This is a genomic window from Lactobacillus sp. UMNPBX6, assembly GCF_002553975.1.
GTDB classification, from domain to species: domain Bacteria; phylum Bacillota; class Bacilli; order Lactobacillales; family Lactobacillaceae; genus Lactobacillus; species Lactobacillus gallinarum.
This window is the reverse complement of the sequence record NZ_PCZD01000004.1, coordinates 18,426-39,769: the sequence shown is the minus strand read 5'-3', so window position 1 is coordinate 39,769 and position 21,344 is coordinate 18,426. Positions and strand designations below refer to the sequence as shown.

Here is a 21,344-nt window from a genome sequence, read left to right as displayed (position 1 = left end):
ACTTCCTTTATTTAAAAATCGTCATCATCATCGTCTTCTTCAGTATACAATCCTTCACGCAAATCGTGATTCAAAAAGTTTTGTGATTGGCGAATTTGTTCTTTAATCCATGATAATAATTCTACTAAGTTCGCACTTAATTCTGGCCAATTTTCATTTTGGGCTAGAGTAATAGCCTTAGTAATAAAAAGAATTTGCGTATCAAAGTCTTTTACTAATGTAAATAATTGATCGTTACCCTTTTCGTATTTTGTAGCTCCATTTTCTTCGAGCATAGTATATTCTTTAAATTGGTCGATGGTTGTAGGAATACTTTCGCCATTATTTACCAAAATTTGGTTTAATTTGTTGAACTCTGTTTGTTCGTATTCAATCCATTTAGGAGCATATTGACATAAAAATAAACTAGCATTACCTTTGGTAAAGAATTTAGCTTGGCTAATTTTTAAGGAGTGAATTAATAAGTTAGCAATGATATAACCATTGCTCCGACCGTGGGAGTGTGATGGTCTATTTAACTTTGCTTTAGTTCTGATTGGTATGCTTCTTCTGAATTCATTTAATTAATCTCCTTTTCTTTAATGTCCATAACTTCATAACCCATTTTTTCGATAGCATTCTTCACATCATCTGTGTTGGTCTTGTTTGAATCCATTACAAACTTTAATTTGCCAGCGTTGAACAAAACCTTAATTTGATCAGTGCCATTAACGTTTTCAACAGCTTTTTCAATTTTGGTTAAACAAGATGGACAAGTCATGCCACCTAACTTCATCATTACTTTTTGCATAAATATCTTCCTTTCATCATTACATATTAAATTCTAAATCTTTTTTCTTCTTAGAAACTTGACGGTCATCAAATTTTTAATAATTTTTAATTAAGCGCATCCCATTTAAGATAACGACTAAAATACTAAATTCATGGATAAACATGCCACTAGCCATTTCAACATAACCCGCAAACAATCCAACGAACAATAGCAGTACGGTTAATAATGCAATTGCAATGTTTTCATTCATGTTCAAGACAGTTCGCTTAGAAATTGCTAAGGCATAGTCAATTTTACGTAAGTCATTTTTCACCAAAACAATATCTGCCACGTCAATTGCTACATCGGTACCACTACCGATAGCAATAGCAACGTCAGCATTAGCTAGGGCAGGACTATCATTGACTCCGTCACCAATAAAAGCTATATGATGACCATTTGCTTGTTCGTTTTTAATAAATTGCGCTTTATCTGCAGGTAACATTTGTCCATGTACTTCATCAATTGGCAACTCTGCCGCAATTTGTTTTGCTGTTTCTTGATTATCGCCTAAGAGCATCACTAGTTTTTTAATCCCAAGTTGTTTTAATTTAAGCAATGCAGCTTTAGATTCTGGTCGAAGTCGGTCCTTAATGCCAAAGACTGCTAACATACTTTGATCAGTGTTAGAAAAAATGACAATAGAGTTACCTAAATTGCTTAATTTATTAACTACTTTAGTTAGTTTTGCATTAACAAAAGTATGCTCTTCAATTAATGCTAAATTACCTAAATAGTATTTATCGTTTTCTAAAGTAGTAGAAATTCCTTTTCCTTTAATTGTATTAGTAGTAATATGATCTATCTTTTCATCAGCTAATTTAGCAATTGCTTTTGCTAATGGGTGGTTACTTCGAGCTTCAATACTTACAGCTAAATTAATAATTTCTCTTCTATCACCATTTAGAATATGAATTTCATGTTTTCCTCCTATTCCAGCTTAAGCCCAGCGCTTTCAACGGCCTTTTGTAAAACTTGCATTACTTCGTCACTATGGTTGAGCATTTTTTTGCATTTGGACATGTCATGTTTTTCTATCATCCGGTTAAATTCTTTAAACTCCTCAAACATTCGATGAGGATATACTTTCTTATCAATATGTTGTAGTTTTTCACTGTTATGGTAAATATCAAATGAATCCATGACATTAGCTGGTCCATTAACTACAATTGTTTCATTTTCTCCTTCGATAGTTGAAGTTACAGGTGCTCCTGAATCTTTTGCTGCAATTGATAAAATCACCATAATCCAGTAGCAAAATACCAGATGTATCAACATCACGTTGAATATTGGCTAAATATTCAACTGATTTTGGCATCCCGAAAAGTCCCACTATAAAGTGAATATTATAAATGTTCAGATCCATCAGAGCACCACCACCCTTTTTAGGGTCAAATACTGGTAAAATTTTTCCCTCTTTAAAAGCATTGTAACGGTGAAAATTATTGTGAGTAATTCATGGACACAATTCTAATTAGACCTAGAATCAGGCAATCTATCTTTTAATCCTTGATAGTTTGTTAAATATTGATTGGTAATTGCTTCAGCTAGAATTAGATCTTTTTCTAATGCCAACTGTTTTAATTTCTTAAATTCATCGTATTTAACAGTGAATGGCTTTTCACAAATCACATTTTTATTAGCTAATAATGCTTGTTTGACAAATGAGTAGTGCAGGAAGTTAGGTACGGCTACATATACTGTATCAGCATTTGTTTCCCTTAAAGCAGTTGCATAATCAGTATAAATATTTTGAATATTATATTGTTTAGCTAATTCTTTCATAGTAGTTAAATCGTTTTCTGTACCAGCAATTCCAGTTAATTCCACTTTTGACAAATCCTTAGTTATTTGAAGCCAATCTTGTACAATAAAGCCGGCACCAGCAATTAAAAGTTTCATTTTTAGTATGATCAATATTCAAAAATTAAGCAAACAAAAAACTACAGAACCTATCTGCATAAGTCTGTAGTTCTATTATTTTAAAGCATATTATGTTTTTTCATTCTTTCCTCGAAAATGCCGTTAACAAGTTTAGTCATTTTTTGCTTTTGTTCATCACTAGGATCCTTTTCAAAAGCAGCATATAAATCAGGATATTCTTTAGCGATTAATTTACAAGTATTATTAGTTGCATGTTTACGAAAAATAGCAGGAATTTTTTTTAAGTATTCAGGTTTCACTAAAGTAATGATTTTTTCGTTAGTTGTCATTTCTTTCAACTCCTATAATTTAACTAAAGCTATTTTAGCTGAAGAAATTAGCTTTTACAAGCTTACTAAAAGTTAGTTTACATAATTTTAAATATTATTAGTTCTTGTAATCTTCACCATAGATATATCGATGCAATTTTAAATATTGCTCACTTAGTCTTTTTTCATTGGCGTTATCTTTAGGATAGTAATATCTTTTTCCTTCCAAACCTTGAGGCATGTAATTTTGCTTTGCAATCTGATGTGGTTCAGCAAATGGGCTTTTAATCAAACCACCACCGGTAATTTCTTCAGAATGCTTATAATGCATGTCACGTAACCCTCGAGGCATGGGGTGTTGACTAGGATGTTCAGTGTCTTTGTCTAACTTATCCCAAATTTCATCAAAAGAACCAGACTTTGGTGAAATGCACATCAACATAGTGGCAAATATCAAAGGATACTTCGCTTTAGGCATCCCCACCTTTTCCGCCTGATTAGCAGCCGTGACTATTTGAGTAACCTGTTGCGGATTGGCCAAACCAATATAAGTATATGGAATTTCTCTTAACCGGCGGACAACAGATGGCAAGTCTCCATTTTTCAATAAAACTGCTAAATAATAAAGTGCAGCATCTGTATCTGAACCAGCCATAGAGTCTGAATAGGCAGCTAAATAGTCGTAATGTTTAGTTGCCTTTTTGTCATAGCTAAAATTCTGTCCTTTAGCAAAGTTTTTAACATCTTGAACAGTTAATTCTTCAGGATTAATTGCATGAACTGTTTCTAATATATTTAACGCAACACGTAGATCACCATCTGCTGCAATAGCCATTAATTTCAATGCATCCGTTTCAATCTGTTCATCTTTCAATTTGAGAACTTCTGTTGTGGCACGTTTTAAAACTATCTCAATATCTTGATCGCTTAATGCTTTAAATTCAAAAATCTGACAACGAGAACGTACAGCTGGAACTATTGACATAATCGGATTTTCAGTTGTAGCGCCGACAAGCAGAATATGACCATTTTCTAAATATGGCAAAAGAAAATCCTGTAGGTTTTTAGTCATTCGATGAATCTCGTCAATAAGCAAAACAAAGGGCTGATAAGGATAAGTTTTGATAAATTGATCTAATTTAGCTTTATTGTCGATTGAGGCATTAAATTTTGCTAAAGGATAATCAAATTGCTTAGCTATGATTTGGGCTAAACTAGATTTTCCAGTACCTGGTGGTCCCCATAAAATTAGAGAAATATTGACTTTTTGTTCAATAATTCGACGAAGAGGTTTTCCTTTACCAAGAAAATCTTGTTGGCCTACCATATCATTCAGTGTTTGCGGTCGCATTTTATCTGCCAGAGGTGTTCTGAAAGACATTATTTCCACCACAATTTAATTAAAGCTTGTGTGCCATCATTACCTAGTTTTTTGTCATCAACTAAAACTTCATATAAATGTTTTGCCTCTTTGGTTGAAGGTAAGTCTAAGTTCATCTTTTCTGCTTCTTCGAGAGCAATACGTAAGTCTTTCAAAAAATGTTTGGCAAAAAAGCCAGGGGTATAGTCACCTTTTAGTATACGTGGACCATAAGATCCTAGACTAAAGTTTTCTGCAGCACCAGATTGTAGTGTTTGACAAACCTGTTCCAAGTTAAGTCCAGCAGCTTTTGCATAAACAAGCATCTCCGTCATACCAGTCATAGTTCCGGCAATCATAATTTGGTTAGCCATCTTAGCATGTTGACCGCTACCGTAGGGACCGAAGTAATTCAATTTACTTGAAAAGGTCATGAAGATATCACGTAATTGATCAAGATCTTCTTCATGTCCACCAATCATGACTGTTAATGTCCCCTTTTTGGCGCCAATATCACCACCAGAAACAGGTGCATCAAAAATATGAATCCTCTTATCTTCACCAGTTTGACCAATCTTTTGGGCTAAGCTTGGTTTACTGGTGGTCATGTCAATGATGTACTGCCCTGCTTGGGCTGTTTCGAAAATCCCATTTTCTCCAAAATAAATGTTCTCAACATCTTGTGGAAAGCCTACCATCGTGAATAAAACATCTACCTGATTAGTTAATTCGGCAGGATTGTCTGCCCACTTGGCTCCATTATCCAAGACAGGTTGAGCGTGAGCCTTAGTTCTGTTGTAAACTGTGACGTCATAATTATTCTTTAGCAAATTATTAATAATGCCAGTCACCATTACGCCAGTACCAATAAATCCAATTTTCATTACTGTATTCTCCTTTAATTTTTATAATAATTAACTAACCAAATAATGAAGTTAATAATAATCGTTAATATCCAAATTGATGATAAAACTGCTCCAATAATAATTAAAACAAAGGCCAATTGCTCATTTCCGTTTTTAGAATATAGAATAACTCCCCAAGCTGAAAAAGCCACACTAGCAATAATTATGATCCATTCAAGAATATGATACGATGTAGAATCTGTCTTCATCTGGACATAATCATCACGTTCATCATCATCGTCAATAGTACCAATATCTTTCATTAGATAGTAATTACCCAAGGTTACCAAAATCAAAATTACTAACCAAACTAAATCTTTGATAGTGTGACCTCGCCCATTAAAAATATCATTATATAAATCAACCATGTCTATAATAGTTATGATCAGAAAGAATACTGTATTTATAGCGTATTTATTTTTTCTCTTTTTATCATTCTTCTTCATTTTCAACAAACTCCTTCAAGCAAAATAAAGTTTCAATATCTGTCCCAAATAATTTAGCCAGTTTATAAGCTAAAACAATGGAAGGCTTATATTTCCCTTTCTCCACTGAAATAATTGTGCGCTCTGTCACGCGCACCTTTTCGGCAACCTCCCGTTGTGTCATTTTATTTTCTTTTCGATATTGTTTAACTAGATTTGGAATTTTGATCCCTCCCTAAAACATGAAACCTACTTCATGTAGTTTACTTCACATTGTAACAATTTTTGCCCAATTTGCAATAAAATAGAAGTAACGAAATGAGGTTTTATGATGACAAAAATTAATTTAATGAAAAACGCCCGAAAATCTCCGTATTTTAATGCGGGGATGGATAGGGCTTGCCGCCAGAAATGGCATTGTAGATCTGGTCATTAATGTATTTTTCTACTACTTCTTTAGACATATTCCCCACCGTGCCAAAGTAATAGCTGGGTGACCATAAATGTCCGCCCCACATCTTGTTTTGCTTAATTTCAGGATGATTCTTGAAGAATAAAAAAGCACTTCTTCCTTTGAGTGCTTTGACTACGCTTGAACCTGATTTTGATGGTCTAAAGCTGATAAGCAAATGAATATGTTCAGGCATTATTTCCATTTTTTCAATTTTGATTTGATTATCTTCAGCTATTTGCTTGAGCAAGTCTCGCATTTCTTGAGCCAAGTCTTGGTTAGTAAAGATTTGATTGCGGTATTTAGTACACCAAATTAGATGATAGTGTGCATTATAGACGTAGTGTTTTTCATAGCCTGCGTCTTTTATTTTGTCTCTTTTATAATTCATAGTCCAATATCCTTTTATCTATTACATATCTGTTTACTATGGATTATAAGATATACATAGGCTATAATCAAATTACAATAATACGAGGAGGTGAAATCATGAAGAGAATGAGCAGCTTAGCCTATCATTTTGGCGTTAAGCTTCGCTTTTATCCTAGTTCTAAGCAAAAGAAAATCATTAAGTTGAACTATGATGCGCAGCGCTTTGTCTACAACTCTTATATAGGACGCAATCGAAGTAATTATCATGCTAAGCACTATTTAGCTGTTAGACAATATCAAGCAATGCCTTTTGCCTTTTCTACTCTTAATAGCTATGAAGCCCAACTGGCAGAAAAAGTAGTCGCCAATAACGAGTTATTGGCTAAGCCAAGGAATATCCGCGATACTTATAGCTTTTTACGCGTTAAAGAAATTGATAGCCTCGCTATTGCCAACGCTATTCAGAACTACCAGAAAGCTTGGAATAACTATCGCAAGATTGGTCATGGAATTCCGACTTTTCACAAAAAACGCAGTGGCTGGTCATACCAAACCAACTGTCAGTATCCTAAGCAAAAAGAAGCTTTTCTTGATAATGGGACGGCTAGGTTTATTGATGCTAAGCATATTAAATTGCCTAAGCTAGGCGTTGTCCGCATTGCTGGCTTAAGAAAACTAATCAAAGAGCGTCTGGTTAATCATATCCCAACTAGAATCGGCACAGTGACGATAAAAAAGACCGCTGATGACCAATTCTACTTGTCTATGCAGTTAGGCAGCGATATTGCCTTTGTCAAGGAATTGCCTAAATCACAAAGTCAAATTGGCATTGACCTTAACCTTGATAATTTCTTAACAGCATCTAACGGAGCAATGGTTGCTAATCCACGATTTTATTGCAAAACCAAAAAGAAGCTTGCCCATGCCCAACGCGTCTTGTCTCGCAGACAGCGCCGGGCTAAAAAAGAAGGACGCAATTTGCGGCTAGCAAAAAACTATCAAAAGCAGCGTTTAGTTGTAGCTAAACTGCACGACAAGATCAGAAGACAGCGTAATGACTTCTTGCAAGTACTCTCAACTGCACTAATCAAAAACCACGATTTAGTAGTTGCCGAGGAACTAAGAAGCAGAAATCTGTTAAAGAATCATGCCTTATCTCAAGCTATTTCAGATGTTGGTTGGCGTAGTTTCCTGAACATGCTGGCTTATAAATCCAAGCTATATGGCAAAGAGTTCATTACTATCGACCCCAAGTACACTACGCAGAGATGCCATCAATGTGGCACGATCATGGGGCATAATGGCTATCGCAAACTTAAGCTGGCTGATCGTGAATGGGTTTGCCCAATGTGTCAGACTCACCATATTCGTGATTGGAATGCAGCGATCAATATTATTGAGAAGGCACAAGGCATTTGGAGCAATCCAATAATCAAAAAGAAAAAAGTAGCCTAAAAAGGCAGTAGTCCGTTGGCAACTCACGGACTCAAAAGGCTTTGGTAATTAGGCGACCTCTATCGCTAATAGTTGCGAGATTATTAGTGACAAGCCGAGCCTGTATCTAAGCAAGTTTGTGTTCTGGTTAGTGCAAGCTAACGAGCCACCAAGCCCCAGAATTTATTCTGGGGTAGTTGACATCGTAATAAATTGTGCGTTTTAACCGAGAACTTAATTCTCCGAACGTATCATTTTCTTGTTTAACAAAGATATATTGTTTTGCAATTCTTTTTAGTAAAACAGTAGTATCTTTAAACGTCGCAGTATTTTGATCAAACCAGCTGCTTAAATAATCGTTGGCTAAAGTTCGATCATTTTCATAATCAGTCTTAGATAATAGTTCTTCTAGGAAATGTTTAACTTGATCAGGTACACTCTCAAACAGTAGAATTCTGCTTTCAAATTCAGGTAACTTTTCCTTTAAATCATGGAAAAATTCATTTCTAGTTTCAATTCCAGAAGTAACCACAAAAATCTTGGGTTTTAACTCAAGGTCTGGACTTTTTTGTAAAATCTCAGCGATTTTTTGAATCACTGCATGTGTTTTACCTAATCCAGTTGTTTGTTCAATTACTGATAGATACGTCCCTTCTTTTTGAGATAAAAGATAGTCTAATGCCTTTTTAGTAGAATTGGATTCGACTTTCATTTTTTCTTCTCCTTAATTTAAATATATAAATTGGAGGTCCTCCTTGTTTAATCGCACATGTGTTCACGTGCCATTATATCAAACACCTGTTCAAATGCAAAAATTTTTATAAAAAAACGATTATGTGATATACCACATAATCGCTATTGCTATAAATACTTCGATCCTTCTGTAATCGATAGTTTAGCCATTCTATCATAATTTTCAGCAATAAATTGTCTTACCCATTCTGAATTTGTCTTAGAGTAATCACGTAAGGCCCATCCTATTGCTTTGTTAATGAAAAACTCTTGACTGTTCAAATTATTTTCGATGATCTGAGCAAGTAAGTCAGTGTTCATTTTCTTTTTACGTAACAATTGATGTTCTATTGCTACACGTCTTACCCAAAAATCAGAATCTGTTGACCACTCAAGCATCAGTTCATTAATTCTTGCATCTCGTAAGCCAAGATCACCAATAGGCTTAATTAGACTATCGACTGTATCCCACCATTGTTTAGTTCTGACAAAACGTTCAATTCTATCAATATCGTTATAAGTAAGATATTTTTTCATTGCAATTAAATAATCACAAACAAAATATTGCATCTCTCGATATTGATCTTCCCAAGCTCGATTTAATAGATTCCAGTCTATTTTCTTCTTTTTCTTTTCTCGCAATAAAAAATCGTGATAGATCTTTCGTCGCTCGGGTGTATGCAAACCATAAAATTTAAACTGATTTCGCATATAACCTGCTAATTGTTGTGCTTGTTCAGGATTAGCTTTTTCTTCAAAATTCGTTTTTAGTTCTTGATAAAACAATTTGAACAATCCTTTGTTCTACTACCATAAAAATTCAACAATTTTATTAATTACTTGATCATTATTAGGCAAACTGCCATGATCAGCTTTTACTCCAGTAAACTTGATTGCTTGATATTTACTACCAGAAGTTAAATATTTCAATGATAAGGCAGAAGCTATTTCAACTACTCCATCCCCGCCATTGCCGATATCTCCATAAATATTAAGAATCTTCACTTTATTTGTTTTGTAAGCTGGACGAGCTTTTAACATTTGCTTGTATGTTTGATTCATTTTATTTGGTTTGCCATTTTTATCTAGTTTTAACCCTTTGGGTTGACGGAAGCTTGGCGGCAATTCTTGGAAATATGCTCCATCATAATGCCCTGCTATGCTCACTTGTTTAACTAACCGTGGCATATTTTTCTTTTGACCATTTTGAATCATGTAGTAAATTATCGCAATATTGCCTAAAGAGTAGCCAATCATATTAACTTTATTGATATGGTATTTCTTCTGCAAGGCTTTGACTACGTTGCTAGCATAAATTCCATTACGTGAAAAGTCAGGTTGTGTATTGTCCTTGAAATTGACTTCAACGATTGGATTTTTAGCATCCTTTTTAATCCTGCCTTTTAATTTAATTTTTCCCGTCTCATCTACATTTGCACGAATTACACTATTTGTTTTACCAGCTTCTTTAGCAGCATCGACTAACGGCTTTTCATTCTTATAACTACCCATTAATCCGTGAAAATATAATGTAGGAGTATCTTTAAATCTCGGTTTAGGCTTAACCATAGTGGTTTTGCTTTTATGTACTTGCTTTTCTTTTGAACTATTATTGCAAGCTGCCAGTAAAGGTATCGACAATAACAACATGATAAACAGATGATTTATTTTTCTCATTTTTGACTCGATTCTATTTTGCTTTATTGACTAAATAATCTCAGATTTGTGTTAAAAAAGTCAATTTTTCGATTTTTTCTTTTATTTTGATCATATGTTTGGTATATTTTATACGAACGCAAGTTTTTTCAGGAGGAGACGAATGAGTAATTTAATTAAAAAGCTATATCATCAACTTGTGCTTATAAAGAGCAATGTTCGACCTTTATTATTTTTGTTGATGAGAGTATTTCATACAAGAAGCAAGATGATCAGATGACTACTGATAGGTTTATTGCTGCCTTTTATATGATAGATGCTCAAAGAATGCAGGCATTAAATCAGCTTTATAAGGAGATTTACCCTAACAATAATAAACGAGAGAAAAAGAGTAATTCCGTTTCTGATAGAATCAATCGGAAAGCCTTAGAAGTGGCTAAGCCCTTTTTAACATCAGCTTTGATATTAGAACGTCCAGCTTGTGATCTTAATCAATTTACAGATATTAAAGAACTGATGTTTTTGTCACTAGAACTTCTATCATATATTCATCCAATTAAGACGCTTTTACTGGAACTTAAAAAATGCATCAATTCTTCACAAATTAAAGTATATGTTGTAATTGATGAGACCTCACAAAATCATGTTGATCCATGTCTTTTATTAAATTGAACTCTGCTACAGGATATTGCCAAGAACATTAGTGATGAGGAGGTTAAGTTTGAGGTTAATTATTATACTGAAAACAGTCGAAAAAGTTATGGTATCCAAGTTGCTGACATGTTGGCTGGAGCCTATCGTAAAGAAATGGTATATCAAAATCAAATTGATGCAAATCTCATTCCCTTTCCTTATCATCGTTTGACCTTAACTTCTGATTTAAAAGAAAACTCAAAGTTCTTAGAAACATTAGGCTATGTTGTTTATAATAATCAACTGGCAAAAACACAAATTATTGAGCCAAATAGTAAACGTAATTCACTAATTATAGTCCAAAGCGTAATTAACTCAATAAAGAAATTAGTTAAGAAAAGAAAACAAATCAGACAGGCTAAACAAGTTGATCATTTTAAAAGATCGAATCAGCTACTCTTAAATCTAAGCACACTTGATAATAAGAAAAAGCGGCAAAAAGTTATCGCTCTTTGTAGTAAAATGAACAAAAAATTGTGCCACTATGCTAAAAAATCAAGCTTAAAGCCCACAACTATGTGGTAACATTGAGCAAAAAAGTAGATTCTAAACATTACCAAAAGACTTTAAAAAACTTACGCAATAACATCAAGCAATTGAACAAAATATGTCGAGAGTCAAAGTCACGTAATAATATCATTCTTGAATTAAAAGTGTTTAACAAAGAGATTAGTAAATACTGTTAAGATAAAATTTGAACAGATAGCAAATATTAAGGAGATAAAAATGACAAAAATTGGAGTAATTGGTGTAGGACAAATGGGTAGTGCTATTATTAAAGGACTAAAAAAAGATGCAACGAATAAAATAATTGGAGAAAATCCAGTTAATCCCCGTGTCAGTAGATTAGCAGAAAAACTAGATTTTAAATTAGTCCATGCAATACATGATTTAATCAACTTGGATCTAGATTATGTATTTTTAACTACTCCAGCTAAGATTACACTTCAAATCATCCCTGAACTAATTAATCTGGACGCCAAAACCACCATTATTTCTTCGGTAGCTGGTGTTGGGTATAATAATTTGGAAAACATTTTACCTAATCATTCAATTATTAGAATCATTCCTAATACTCCAGTAGCGATTAATGCTGGCACTATTGGATTGTTTATACCAGCTAATATCTCTAAAATTAATGCTGTGAAAATAACTCATTTTTTAGAACAACTAGGAGATGTAATTTCTGTTAAAGAAGATCAATTAAGCATTGTAGGGACTATTGGTGGCTGTGGTCCTGCCTTTGTGGATGTTTTTCTTGATGCGCTTGGGGATGCTGGCGTTCTGAATGGTCTTCCTCGTAATCTAGCTAATCAATTAGCTGCCAGCATGGTTAAGGGCTCTGCTACTTTGGCTAGTGATAGTAAAATAGCCCCTGCTTTATTGCGTGATCAAGTATGCTCACCCGGTGGAACTACTATTAAAGGTGTAACTAGCTTAGAGGCGAATGGCTTTCGTCATGCTGTAATCGAAGCTGTTAATCAAGCAAATCAAAATTAAAAAATGGGCGTAAAATTCTCCGTCCATTTTTAGTAAGTAATTATTTAGTTTTTACCTAACCAATGCATATTTTGATGATTCTTTTTACGCCAGATATATTCAATAATAAAACTAATCACTAATAAGAAGATGACTGCAATCCAAGTTAAAATTTCACCATTTATGATAGTTTGAGCAAAAAGCAATGCGAATAATACTAAGTTAAGAATAACAGCAATTACTAATAAAAAGCGGTTAGCTCCCGTTTGTTTTACCAAACGCAAATGTCCTACGTTAACCATAGCATATACAAGCAAAAATGCTAAACTTGCCATTTCTCCTACTGATGATAATGGGAAGATGACTACAAAAATACAAACTAATAAGCTAGTAAAAACTAGCCCCCGTGTTCCACCAAAGTGAGTCATTGCTCAAAATTTAGATGGAATTTAATCTACTTTAGCAATTCTTATGCCCAAATTTTCACAAAAGTTCAACAAATCTTAAAAGTAAGAAAGGAAGAATTTTCAGCTATAGATCTATATTGGGATAACTTTAACCCAGCATATGATGCGCGTGAACTTTCCTTATTTAAAGCTGGTAAAACCAGTGATCCTAACGTTAAAAAATATCAAAAGCTTTTGAAAGAAGCTAATCGCCGTATCTTTATCTTCCCAGTTTGGTGGAATGATACCCCTGCAATTATTAAGGGCTTCATCGATAAAGTCATGAAAAAACAATTTGCATATAATGTTGGTGCTACTGGTGTCATTGGGCATTTAAAGAATATTCAGCGTGTTGAAGTGATGACGACTCTACCTCACCCACCTGGTATTTGAAAATGTTCTGCGGTAGTGCCATTAAAAGTGTTTTCATCAATTCAACCTTGAAATAATTAGGGATGAAACATATCAAATGGTTAAGCTTTGGCAATATTGATAAAAGTTCTGCTCAAAGAAGAAAACAATATTTAGAATCATTAGTCCAAAAGATCTGAACAAAAGCACGTTACTAACTAACCAGTAACGTGCTTCTTTCTATTCTGCTATATCCAATCTCACTCTGTGATCCGTCACCTGCTCAATGAAGTATTCGTCATGTTCAATCAACAGCATGGCAGGTTTGACCTTTTTCAATAATTCAATCAGTTGATCTTGATTGAAAACGTCTAGATAATTTGCTGGTTCATCCCATAAATACAAGTCGGCTGGTTCAACTAGAGATTTAGCCAGTGCTACTCGTTTTTGCTGTCCCATACTCATCTCTTCAATCGGTGTCACAAAACTTGCTCGTGGAAAGCCCATCTTTTTCAAATTATTGAGTAATTCCTCATAAGAAATTTTATGTTCATATGCAAAATTGTGTAAAGTGCCATGATATTCTGTAAAATTTTGTGGCAAATATGAAATCGATAAACCATTTGCTAGTTCATACTTACCTTGATAAGTGACTGAAAATGTTTTATTTAACAACATTTTCAAGAAAGTCGATTTGCCAGAACCGTTCTTTCCTTCAAGAGAAACAATACCGTGATTTTTAACCACTAAATTTAGATCTTTAAATAAATTTTTACCATCTATTTGCAAATCAAGATGTTGCGCTTCAAGTAAAGTCGAATGGTAATTAGATTGAAAATTCATTGTCAGTTCTGGAATATCTTCAATGTTAGTCATCAAGCCTTGTTTTGCTTGAATATCATCGTTCATTCTTCGTTCAACATTTTTGGAGCGCTGCATTACTTTAGCAGCTTTATGACTGTAAAAGCCCTTATCAATATACGCATGAATTTCATTAGAGTGAGCCTTTGCGTTCTTTTGATTTTCAGATTTACTTGAATATCCCTTTAGACGTAAACGACTTTCATTCAATGTACGAATCTCGCCTTTCAGCTTCTGATTCTTCTCGCGGTTAAACTGATCTCTTTTCTGCTTCGTATCTTCATATGCAGTAAAGTTTCCCTGGTACAAATGAATCTCCGTATTTTCAATCGCCAAAATATGATCGGTTACTTGATTCAAAAAATCACGATCGTGACTAACCACGATATAGCCCTTTTCATGCTTACCTAGATAATTGCTAATCTCTTTTCTACTGTCTTCATCTAAATGATTTGTAGGTTCATCAATTAAGGCAAAAGAATCTTTATCTGTAAAAGACAATGCCAGTAAAACTTTAGTTTGCTCACCACCACTTAAAGTATTAAACGGCTGCCATAACAAGTTGGGGTCGACACTCATTAAATTCAACTCACGTTCTAATTCCCACTCTTCGAAAGCAACCTGCTTCTGTAACTCATATAAGGTAATATTCTTTTGATCCTCAACTTTAATTGGATAATATGAAAAACTTATCCGAGTTTGAATCTCGCCTAGACCATGTAATTTTCCACGCAGCAAGTTCAAAAATGTTGTCTTACCACGTCCATTTCTGCCCACAAGTCCTAGTTTCCAAGTACTATCTAAGTTTAAGTTCAATTTATTAAAAATATTTTCACTGCTATCATCATATCTGAATGATAAATTTGAAATTCTAATGTTGCTCATAAAATCGCCTCGTAAAAAAGAGCCTACACTTCCGACAAGTGCAGACTCTCCTTCAGTATTTTACGCATAGAAAAAGAAGGTATCGCCTATCCTTAATCTTGTCAAAAGTGCATAGTCTCTCCGTCATAAACCTGGAATAATTATTCAACTATGCTTGAATTTGCAAGATTAAAGACGCAATGGCGACCCTTCTTTCCATAAAATGAATTTCAATTGATAAAATTAGTATAACATGAAGATATTAGATTGGCAAGTTGTTTTGGATACTTTGATACTATTTATCCTTCTATCTTTTTACCATCTATATATTTTCTTTCGGCATTGATTTTCATCTTTTTTACAATATCTTCGCTCAAATCGCTGCCTAGCATTTCAGAAATTCCTAAGAGAAAAATTGCTACATCAGCTAATTCTTCATTTATGTTGTCATGATCGTCTTTTAACCATGCTTGAAATAATTCATTAACTTCACCATACAGTAAAAGCAACTCAAATTTTACATCGGTAGTATTGAAACCATGATTTTTCTTATTTTCGATAACTACTTTTTGTAATTTCTGCGTATCAATAATCGAACTAGCATTCCCCTTTATCTTTTTACTACGTCATTCATCACAACTTCTAGTTCATCTTCCAAACTCATGTCAATCGTGAATTTCTTTTCGGGAATAAAACCAATATAATCCTTCTGTAGCCACCATGAACGCATTTTTTCTTCGCCAAAAGAAGAAATATGCCGTTCTTGATGCCTTTTCATTGTTTCTTCAAAAGGAATGTCAAAATAATAGGCATTAATTCTGTCTCCAAATAATTCTTTTGCTTTCTTAAACACTGGAGCATACCACTTAACATTCAAGATTCCCTCTAAAATTACGTAGTCACAATGCTCATAACCATACCCCAATAAATCCATCAACAAAGAGATTGCTGGATTATCAGCTCCATCTTTTGCATTAAGCATTTCTCTTCTGACGGTATCCTGAGGGATGAGTAAGGTGTTTTTGCCTAATCGCTTTTGAATCCTTTTAGACAGAGTGGTCTTACCACTTCCTGAGTTACCTCTAAGAATTATTAAATTAGACATAGCGTTAACTCCTTAATTATAATTAATAGCATTTTTTGATACTATTATTTTTTCATTACTTATAGACACAGCAATTAGCTTTATTTATAAATCGTTGTCCATCAGTCAACTCCCATTCGTGAAAACAGGCATCTCCAGAGGTAAATTTAACATTTGAATTCATAGGTAATTTTAGAAAAGATTCATACAATCTCATGATCATTCCACCATGAGAGACAATAGCTATTGTACTTTTAGAATCATTCTCTGTTATAACTTTAGATAAAAATGATTCCGCCCGCATTCTAAAATGCAATTCGGTCTCCTGTTCATAATTCGAGGTATGAATAGGTGTCGGAACATTAGGATACTTAGCGTAAGCTTCATTATATGGTAACTTTGCTCTAAGACCATTGTTAAATTCCTTAAGTTCATCGGTTTTATTCAAAGAAAGATGTGTATTTGCCGCTAAATACTCAGCAGTTTGAATTGCCCGATTTAAAGTACTGACATAAATTTTGTCAAAAATATAATTTTCAGCGAGATAATTACAAGTGACTCGAGCCTGCTTACAACCTAACTCCGTTAGATTATAATTTGCCCAACCTTCACACACTTTTAAAATATCCGCTTCACTTTGACCATGACGTAGCAGTATTAATTTCATTCATATCACCTTTATCTCAACATCCCTAAACTAAATATTTTTTCATTCTGATCGTTAATTCAAAATGAAAGTTACAGGAACTAGTAAGATCCTTTTATATTCCTTAATTTACTAATTAACTGTGTCCTCGACAGTTGCATCCCTATCAAATTCATATTCAAATCCTCGGATAGTCACTATCGGAACCATATTGCCTCTTTGTCCCATCAGCAATCCAGCGGAAGCAGCATGCATATCACAGATAGTTTCAACATTAATTTTTCCGTTACTCTGAGTTTTTCGAAGACCATTTATTCCATAAAGCCCAACTTTGAACACGTTCAAATTAGTGCTGTTTCTACAACTAGTTTATCACAAGCAATTAAAAGCAAAAAGTTTGATGTAACTCAAGTACTTAATATGCAATATGATGAAGTAAAACATACTAAAGGTGTCAACTTTGTTGGAGAAAAGGGCATGACTTATAGTTTTATTGCCTTTAAAGTTGGAAAATGGGATGAAAAACTAGGTAAAAATGTTCAAAATCCACATGCTAAGATGAATAATCTGTCCTTACGAAAAGCTATGCTTCATGCAATGAATATCGATCAAGTTAACCAGAGATTCTTCCGTGGATTAGACTACCGCGTTAATTCATTAATTCCTGCTCAATTTGGTAAATTTCATGATGCTAAGGTTCCGGTTTATTCCTCTAATTTAGAAAAAGCAAATAAATTATTAGATCAAGCTGGCTATAAAAAAGATAAGCAAACAGGATATCGTCTACAACCTAATGGAAAAAAGTTAACTATTAATTTAGCTGTTCACGTTTCAGATATTAATGTAGAAGCTTTATGGACAAACTATATTCAGGAATGGAAAAAGATTGGTTTGAAGGTTAAGTTTTTAACAGGACGTCCAATGGGGTTTAATAATTGGATTAATGCAATTAAATCAAGTGATCCTAGAATTGATGTTTTATCTAATGCTTGGGATCCATCAGGTGATTCCTCTCCTGCTGTATTCTATGAAGAAAAAATGCCTTATAATTTTGCCCTCTTTGTTTCACCAATGAATAAATAAATTATTAGATGAAATTGATTCTAAAAAAGCATTTAATGAAAAATACCGCGTGCAGAAAATGCATGAATGGCAACATTGGATGTATAAAAATGCATATGTCGTACCAACAACTGGTACTTATTCAATCACTGCAGTAAATTTAAAAATTACTGGATGGTCGCTTAAACCTTCAGCTGATGTTTGGTATGAAGCTGGTTTTAGCAAGAATTAATAAACCTACATTATAATCCAATTATAAATATTCTTCCCACCGGAGAACAGACTTGTAAGAGCAATTGATACACTTCATTAGGTCTTTGAAGAAGTGTATTGGTTTGCTTTTTTTAGTTTTAGAAAGGAAAGAAGATGACGTGAATTTACTTAATATTAGCAGGATTATGTGAAGTTTGGTGAGCAACAGCAATGAAACTTAGCGATGGAGTTCATCAGATTGGCTGGGCTATTATCACTATCATTGGCATGATAGCTAGTTTTGCAGGCTTAATTATTGCTTCGAAGCATTTACCTATTGGAATCGCCTATCCTGTTTGAACGGGTATTGGTGCAGTGGGATCTGTAATTGTAGGAGCTGTTCTTGTTCATGACCAGATGAATTGGCTTACCTAGATATTTGTAATTTTGCTTATTATTTCTATTATCGTAATAAAGATTTCTACATGAAAATAGCATAAAAATACTCTGCAACTAACAGCTTTTGCTTAATAGTTACAGAGTATTTTTTATTCAATTTAATTTATTAAACAATCTTATCGTAGCCTAATGCTTTTTGTGCAACTAAGTTTACCATGTTCCATTGACGATCGAAACTTGGTGAGAAGAAGAAATCAGCTTCAGCTAAATCTTCTAACGTCAATTTTTCTCTAATTGCAAGAGACAATACGTTAGCTTGACCTGTAATGTCATATGTCGACAAAGTGGAGCCACCTAAAACTTGATGGCTGTTCTTGTCATAGACCAATGAAATGTAAATTTCTGGATTCTTGTCTGCTGGAATGTAATCTGGTCTCAAGGTATCCTTCAATGTAATTTCTGCCACATCCATACCAGCCTTTTCTGCATTCTTCTTGTTTAAACCAGTAGTTACAGCATGCATGCCAAATGCTTCTAGCACTTGTGCACCAACAATTCCAGTAAATGGTCTGGATGGTGTTAATTCAAATAAGTGCTCAACAACATATTGTGCTTCATGACGAGCAGCAATGGCAGATGGGATTGGAACCCGACGGTTAGCTGGAATACTATATGGGAATACGGCATCCCCAATTGCATAAATATTTGGTACATTGGTTCTAAAGTATTCATCAGTCTTGATATAACCATTGTCATAAAGATCAATAGTGCCATCAAGCCAATCTGTGTTTGGCTTAACTCCAATTGCTTCAATTACTAAATCAGTTGGAATATCACCATGATTAGTTTTAACTGCTTCAACACGTCCGTTACCAGAAAAGCCCTTAACCATAGTATCCATTGCTAGGTTAACGCCATTTTTAGTTAAAACTTTTTCAAAAACATCAGTGTAGGTATTGTTTAAATATTTCTCAAGTGGCTTCTTACCACCATCAATTAAAGTTACGTTCTTGCCAGCTTTGCGCATAACTTCTGCTGCAGCAATTCCATTACCAGCGCCGATGATTGCTACGTTTTTAATACTATCATCGTTTTTAGCTACTTCAATCTCTTTTGCCCAGTCGTAACCACGCATTAAAAGAACATTCTTTAAGTCACTGCCAGGTACTGAAAGCTTCGCTGGATTTACACCAGATGAAATAATCAATTTATCAAAATGAAAATCTTTCTTTTCTCCTGTTTTAACATTTTCGGCAGTTACAGTATTGGTGTAAGTATTAATTGCGGTGGCCTTAGTATTGTTATACATGTGGCCGCCTCTATTCTTTAAATCCTCGGCTCTGAAATTACGAACATCATTAATGCCAGTAGTTTCACCTTCAAGATAAAGCTTCATTCCACAAGACATGAATGAAATATAATCAGATTGTTCTAGAACGGTGACATCAACGTTGTCATAGTGATTCAAAATTTCAAAAGCGGCCTCATGACCACCATGAGAAGCTCCGATAATAACTATTTTTCTCTTATCCATAAAAATCCTCCTAACTTTTTAGATTGAATGTTGGCTTTGTAACACTTTTACCCTAACACTTACTGTTACCAAAGTTAATTGATATGACTTAGAGCTAGATAATTTATGTTCACAAAAGAATTCCATTATAATTGATTCTAAGAAGGTGATTTAATGGTTGCTAAATTTATTACAGATAAAGATCATGCAAAATTATTTATCATTTCAGATACTCACTTAATTGCCAATCAATTGCATGATAATGGATCAGCCTTTCAACGGATGAGAGATACGAGTGCTGGAAAAGATTTGGATTATCAAGAAATAGCTTTAACAGCTTTTACTCGCAAAATAATTGAAGATAAGTCTACTGCACTAATTATTACCGGCGATTTAACCTTTAACGGTGAATTAGCATCAGCTAAAAAACTACGATCTATTTTTTCTCCATTAAAAGCGGCTGGTGTTCATCTTTTTGTTGTACCTGGAAATCATGATATTTATGATGGTTGGGCCCGTAAGTTTGAAAATGAAAAGGAATTGTACGCACAACAAATTAGTCCTTTTGACTGGAAAGCAATTTTTCCAGACGGTTATAAAAATACTGATAGTGCAGAATTGTTTTATAGTGTGAATTTAAATAGCCAGTATCACTTAATCTTTTTAGATTCTAATATTTACAGTCATCAAGGACTTACTCCAATTACTAATGGAAGAATATCCTCCAAACAATTGCAATGGCTTGAAAATGACTTAGAAAAAGCTAAAAAGAACAATCAACGCAGTTTAATATTTATGCATCATAATTTATATGACCATAATCAGGTTATTCATGGTGGTTATACTCTGGATAATACGTCAGAGTTACAAAAATTATGCACTAAATATAAAGTGACCGCTGTTTTTTCTGGACATATTCATGCGCAGAATATCGTTCGCGGTAATTCCTGTTCAACTCCAGATATAGCTAGTTCTTGTTTTGCCATGACAGATCAAGGCTATGGTGTTGTTGGTCTCTCACCTGCTCGCTTTTCTTATCAGCGTCACAGTTTTAACATGACACATTATTTAACTGATAAGGAAAAAGCAGAATTACCAACCGAAAATTTTCATCAATATTTAGCTGGGCTATTTAATTTCACCAATCACACTCAAATGAGCTGGCTCTATAAAGCAGTAACTGATCGAGATGAACAAACAGCAATAACTCAATTTATTGATGAATTAAACTGGAATTTCTTTATTGGAAAAAGCAACTATTCTGAAAAACAAAAAGCTCAACTTAAAACTAATCATGCTTACCAGCTAATTGCTCAAAAATTACCGGAAATGAAAAACTATCTTGATTCACTACTGGCAGTAAATCAAGATAGTTGGCATTTAGATATTGATTTTTAGATTAATTCTGCCCATCAA

Annotated in this window: 24 protein-coding genes and 4 pseudogenes; 9 read left to right on the top strand and 19 right to left on the bottom strand. The window is 33.9% G+C overall.

Going from position 1 to position 21,344, the window contains the following annotated elements:
• Nucleotides 1-11: 11 nt before the first annotated feature.
• The 10 genes and pseudogenes from CP357_RS01330 to tnpA all read right to left on the bottom strand — a co-directional run bounded on the left by CP357_RS01330 (nt 12) and on the right by tnpA (nt 6,535).
• Nucleotides 12-514, bottom strand: a pseudogene (locus tag CP357_RS01330) (DNA-binding protein).
• 45 nt (nt 515-559) lie between these two features.
• The gene (locus tag CP357_RS01325) at nt 560-790 is read right to left on the bottom strand and encodes a heavy-metal-associated domain-containing protein (RefSeq protein ID WP_025006081.1); all 231 of its coding nucleotides are present in this window, start codon (nt 788-790) and stop codon (nt 560-562) included.
• 76 nt (nt 791-866) lie between these two features.
• Nucleotides 867-1,727: pseudogene (locus CP357_RS01320) on the bottom strand (HAD-IC family P-type ATPase); the annotation flags it as partial.
• A 14-nt stretch (nt 1,728-1,741) separates the two neighbouring features.
• Nucleotides 1,742-2,713: pseudogene (locus tag CP357_RS01315) on the bottom strand (Gfo/Idh/MocA family protein).
• Between the two features lie 80 nt (nt 2,714-2,793).
• Entirely contained in the window at nt 2,794-3,024 is a 231-nt protein-coding gene (locus tag CP357_RS01310) for a hypothetical protein (protein WP_087176336.1), read from the bottom strand.
• A gap of 97 nt (nt 3,025-3,121) precedes the next feature.
• Nucleotides 3,122-4,384 carry a replication-associated recombination protein A gene (locus CP357_RS01305; RefSeq protein WP_098036366.1) on the bottom strand — a complete coding sequence of 421 codons (1,263 nt, stop codon included), beginning with the start codon at nt 4,382-4,384 and terminating at the stop codon, nt 3,122-3,124.
• Entirely contained in the window at nt 4,384-5,247 is an 864-nt protein-coding gene (locus CP357_RS01300; protein ID WP_098036365.1) for an NAD(P)-dependent oxidoreductase, read from the bottom strand. Before CP357_RS01300 ends, CP357_RS01305 begins: the two co-directional genes overlap by 1 nt.
• 14 nt (nt 5,248-5,261) lie before the next feature.
• Nucleotides 5,262-5,714 carry a hypothetical protein gene (locus CP357_RS01295; protein WP_098036364.1) on the bottom strand — a complete coding sequence of 151 codons (453 nt, stop codon included), beginning with the start codon at nt 5,712-5,714 and terminating at the stop codon, nt 5,262-5,264.
• Nucleotides 5,701-5,916 (bottom strand): helix-turn-helix transcriptional regulator, encoded by a 216-nt coding sequence (locus CP357_RS01290; RefSeq protein WP_025006076.1) that lies wholly within the window; start codon nt 5,914-5,916, stop codon nt 5,701-5,703. The genes CP357_RS01295 and CP357_RS01290 overlap by 14 nt, the downstream gene beginning before the upstream one ends.
• A gap of 154 nt (nt 5,917-6,070) precedes the next feature.
• Complete coding sequence (gene tnpA / locus CP357_RS01285) at nt 6,071-6,535, bottom strand: IS200/IS605 family transposase (RefSeq protein WP_098036363.1); 465 nt, start codon at nt 6,533-6,535, stop codon at nt 6,071-6,073.
• A 98-nt stretch (nt 6,536-6,633) separates the two neighbouring features.
• Between tnpA and CP357_RS01280 the strand changes: the two genes are divergently transcribed.
• Nucleotides 6,634-7,971 carry an RNA-guided endonuclease TnpB family protein gene (locus CP357_RS01280; protein ID WP_098036362.1) on the top strand — a complete coding sequence of 446 codons (1,338 nt, stop codon included), beginning with the start codon at nt 6,634-6,636 and terminating at the stop codon, nt 7,969-7,971.
• 127 nt (nt 7,972-8,098) lie between these two features.
• On the opposite strand, the gene CP357_RS01275 is transcribed toward CP357_RS01280, so the two are convergent.
• From CP357_RS01275 to CP357_RS01265, 3 genes are all read right to left on the bottom strand, one after another.
• Nucleotides 8,099-8,662, bottom strand: a complete 564-nt coding sequence (locus tag CP357_RS01275; RefSeq protein WP_098036361.1) for a hypothetical protein — start codon at nt 8,660-8,662, stop codon at nt 8,099-8,101.
• A 149-nt stretch (nt 8,663-8,811) separates the two neighbouring features.
• Entirely contained in the window at nt 8,812-9,468 is a 657-nt protein-coding gene (locus CP357_RS01270) for a DNA alkylation repair protein (RefSeq protein WP_098036360.1), read from the bottom strand.
• 21 nt (nt 9,469-9,489) lie between these two features.
• Nucleotides 9,490-10,359, bottom strand: a complete 870-nt coding sequence (locus CP357_RS01265) for an alpha/beta hydrolase (RefSeq protein WP_098036359.1) — start codon at nt 10,357-10,359, stop codon at nt 9,490-9,492.
• Between the two features lie 255 nt (nt 10,360-10,614).
• Between CP357_RS01265 and CP357_RS01260 the strand changes: the two genes are divergently transcribed.
• From CP357_RS01260 to proC, 3 genes are all read left to right on the top strand, one after another.
• Nucleotides 10,615-11,010 (top strand): hypothetical protein, encoded by a 396-nt coding sequence (locus CP357_RS01260; RefSeq protein ID WP_025006376.1) that lies wholly within the window; start codon nt 10,615-10,617, stop codon nt 11,008-11,010.
• Nucleotides 11,011-11,118: 108 nt separating this feature from the next.
• Nucleotides 11,119-11,556, top strand: coding sequence for a hypothetical protein (locus tag CP357_RS01255; RefSeq protein ID WP_098042065.1), 438 nt, complete (start codon nt 11,119-11,121; stop codon nt 11,554-11,556).
• Nucleotides 11,557-11,757: 201 nt separating this feature from the next.
• Nucleotides 11,758-12,531 carry a pyrroline-5-carboxylate reductase gene (gene proC, locus CP357_RS01250; RefSeq protein ID WP_025006378.1) on the top strand — a complete coding sequence of 258 codons (774 nt, stop codon included), beginning with the start codon at nt 11,758-11,760 and terminating at the stop codon, nt 12,529-12,531.
• Nucleotides 12,532-12,575: 44 nt separating this feature from the next.
• Here the strand turns inward: proC and CP357_RS01245 are convergent, their stop codons facing one another.
• Nucleotides 12,576-12,845, bottom strand: coding sequence for a hypothetical protein (locus CP357_RS01245; protein ID WP_233187188.1), 270 nt, complete (start codon nt 12,843-12,845; stop codon nt 12,576-12,578).
• Nucleotides 12,846-12,929: 84 nt separating this feature from the next.
• On the opposite strand from CP357_RS01245, the gene CP357_RS01240 reads away from it, so the two are divergent.
• Nucleotides 12,930-13,349 carry an NAD(P)H-dependent oxidoreductase gene (locus CP357_RS01240; RefSeq protein WP_233187187.1) on the top strand — a complete coding sequence of 140 codons (420 nt, stop codon included), beginning with the start codon at nt 12,930-12,932 and terminating at the stop codon, nt 13,347-13,349.
• 198 nt (nt 13,350-13,547) lie between these two features.
• Here CP357_RS01240 and abc-f read toward each other — a convergent pair whose 3' ends face one another.
• From abc-f to CP357_RS01220, 4 genes are all read right to left on the bottom strand, one after another.
• Nucleotides 13,548-15,053, bottom strand: a complete 1,506-nt coding sequence (gene abc-f / locus CP357_RS01235) for a ribosomal protection-like ABC-F family protein (RefSeq protein ID WP_098036357.1) — start codon at nt 15,051-15,053, stop codon at nt 13,548-13,550.
• Between the two features lie 278 nt (nt 15,054-15,331).
• Nucleotides 15,332-15,625, bottom strand: coding sequence for a MazG-like family protein (locus CP357_RS01230; protein ID WP_098036356.1), 294 nt, complete (start codon nt 15,623-15,625; stop codon nt 15,332-15,334).
• Nucleotides 15,626-15,642: 17 nt separating this feature from the next.
• Nucleotides 15,643-16,137: a kinase gene (locus tag CP357_RS01225; protein ID WP_098036355.1), complete on the bottom strand. Its 495-nt coding sequence runs from the start codon at nt 16,135-16,137 to the stop codon at nt 15,643-15,645.
• Between the two features lie 55 nt (nt 16,138-16,192).
• Complete coding sequence (locus CP357_RS01220; RefSeq protein ID WP_098036354.1) at nt 16,193-16,783, bottom strand: histidine phosphatase family protein; 591 nt, start codon at nt 16,781-16,783, stop codon at nt 16,193-16,195.
• 228 nt (nt 16,784-17,011) lie between these two features.
• Here CP357_RS01220 and CP357_RS01210 point away from each other — a divergent pair, with 228 nt between their 5' ends.
• The 3 genes and pseudogenes from CP357_RS01210 (at nt 17,012) to CP357_RS01205 (ending at nt 18,451) form a co-directional block, all read left to right on the top strand.
• Entirely contained in the window at nt 17,012-17,845 is an 834-nt protein-coding gene (locus CP357_RS01210) for an ABC transporter substrate-binding protein (RefSeq protein WP_233187186.1), read from the top strand.
• Nucleotides 17,846-17,903: 58 nt separating this feature from the next.
• The gene (locus CP357_RS10425; protein ID WP_233187185.1) at nt 17,904-18,056 is read left to right on the top strand and encodes a hypothetical protein; all 153 of its coding nucleotides are present in this window, start codon (nt 17,904-17,906) and stop codon (nt 18,054-18,056) included.
• Between the two features lie 191 nt (nt 18,057-18,247).
• Nucleotides 18,248-18,451 (top strand): annotated as a pseudogene (locus tag CP357_RS01205) (multidrug efflux SMR transporter).
• A gap of 130 nt (nt 18,452-18,581) precedes the next feature.
• Here the strand turns inward: CP357_RS01205 and CP357_RS01200 are convergent.
• Nucleotides 18,582-19,949: an FAD-dependent oxidoreductase gene (locus CP357_RS01200; protein WP_087235826.1), complete on the bottom strand. Its 1,368-nt coding sequence runs from the start codon at nt 19,947-19,949 to the stop codon at nt 18,582-18,584.
• A 153-nt stretch (nt 19,950-20,102) separates the two neighbouring features.
• Here CP357_RS01200 and CP357_RS01195 point away from each other — a divergent pair, with 153 nt between their 5' ends.
• On the top strand, nt 20,103-21,326 hold the full coding sequence (locus CP357_RS01195; protein ID WP_098036353.1) for a metallophosphoesterase: 1,224 nt from the start codon (nt 20,103-20,105) through the stop codon (nt 21,324-21,326).
• Nucleotides 21,327-21,344: the final 18 nt, after the last annotated feature.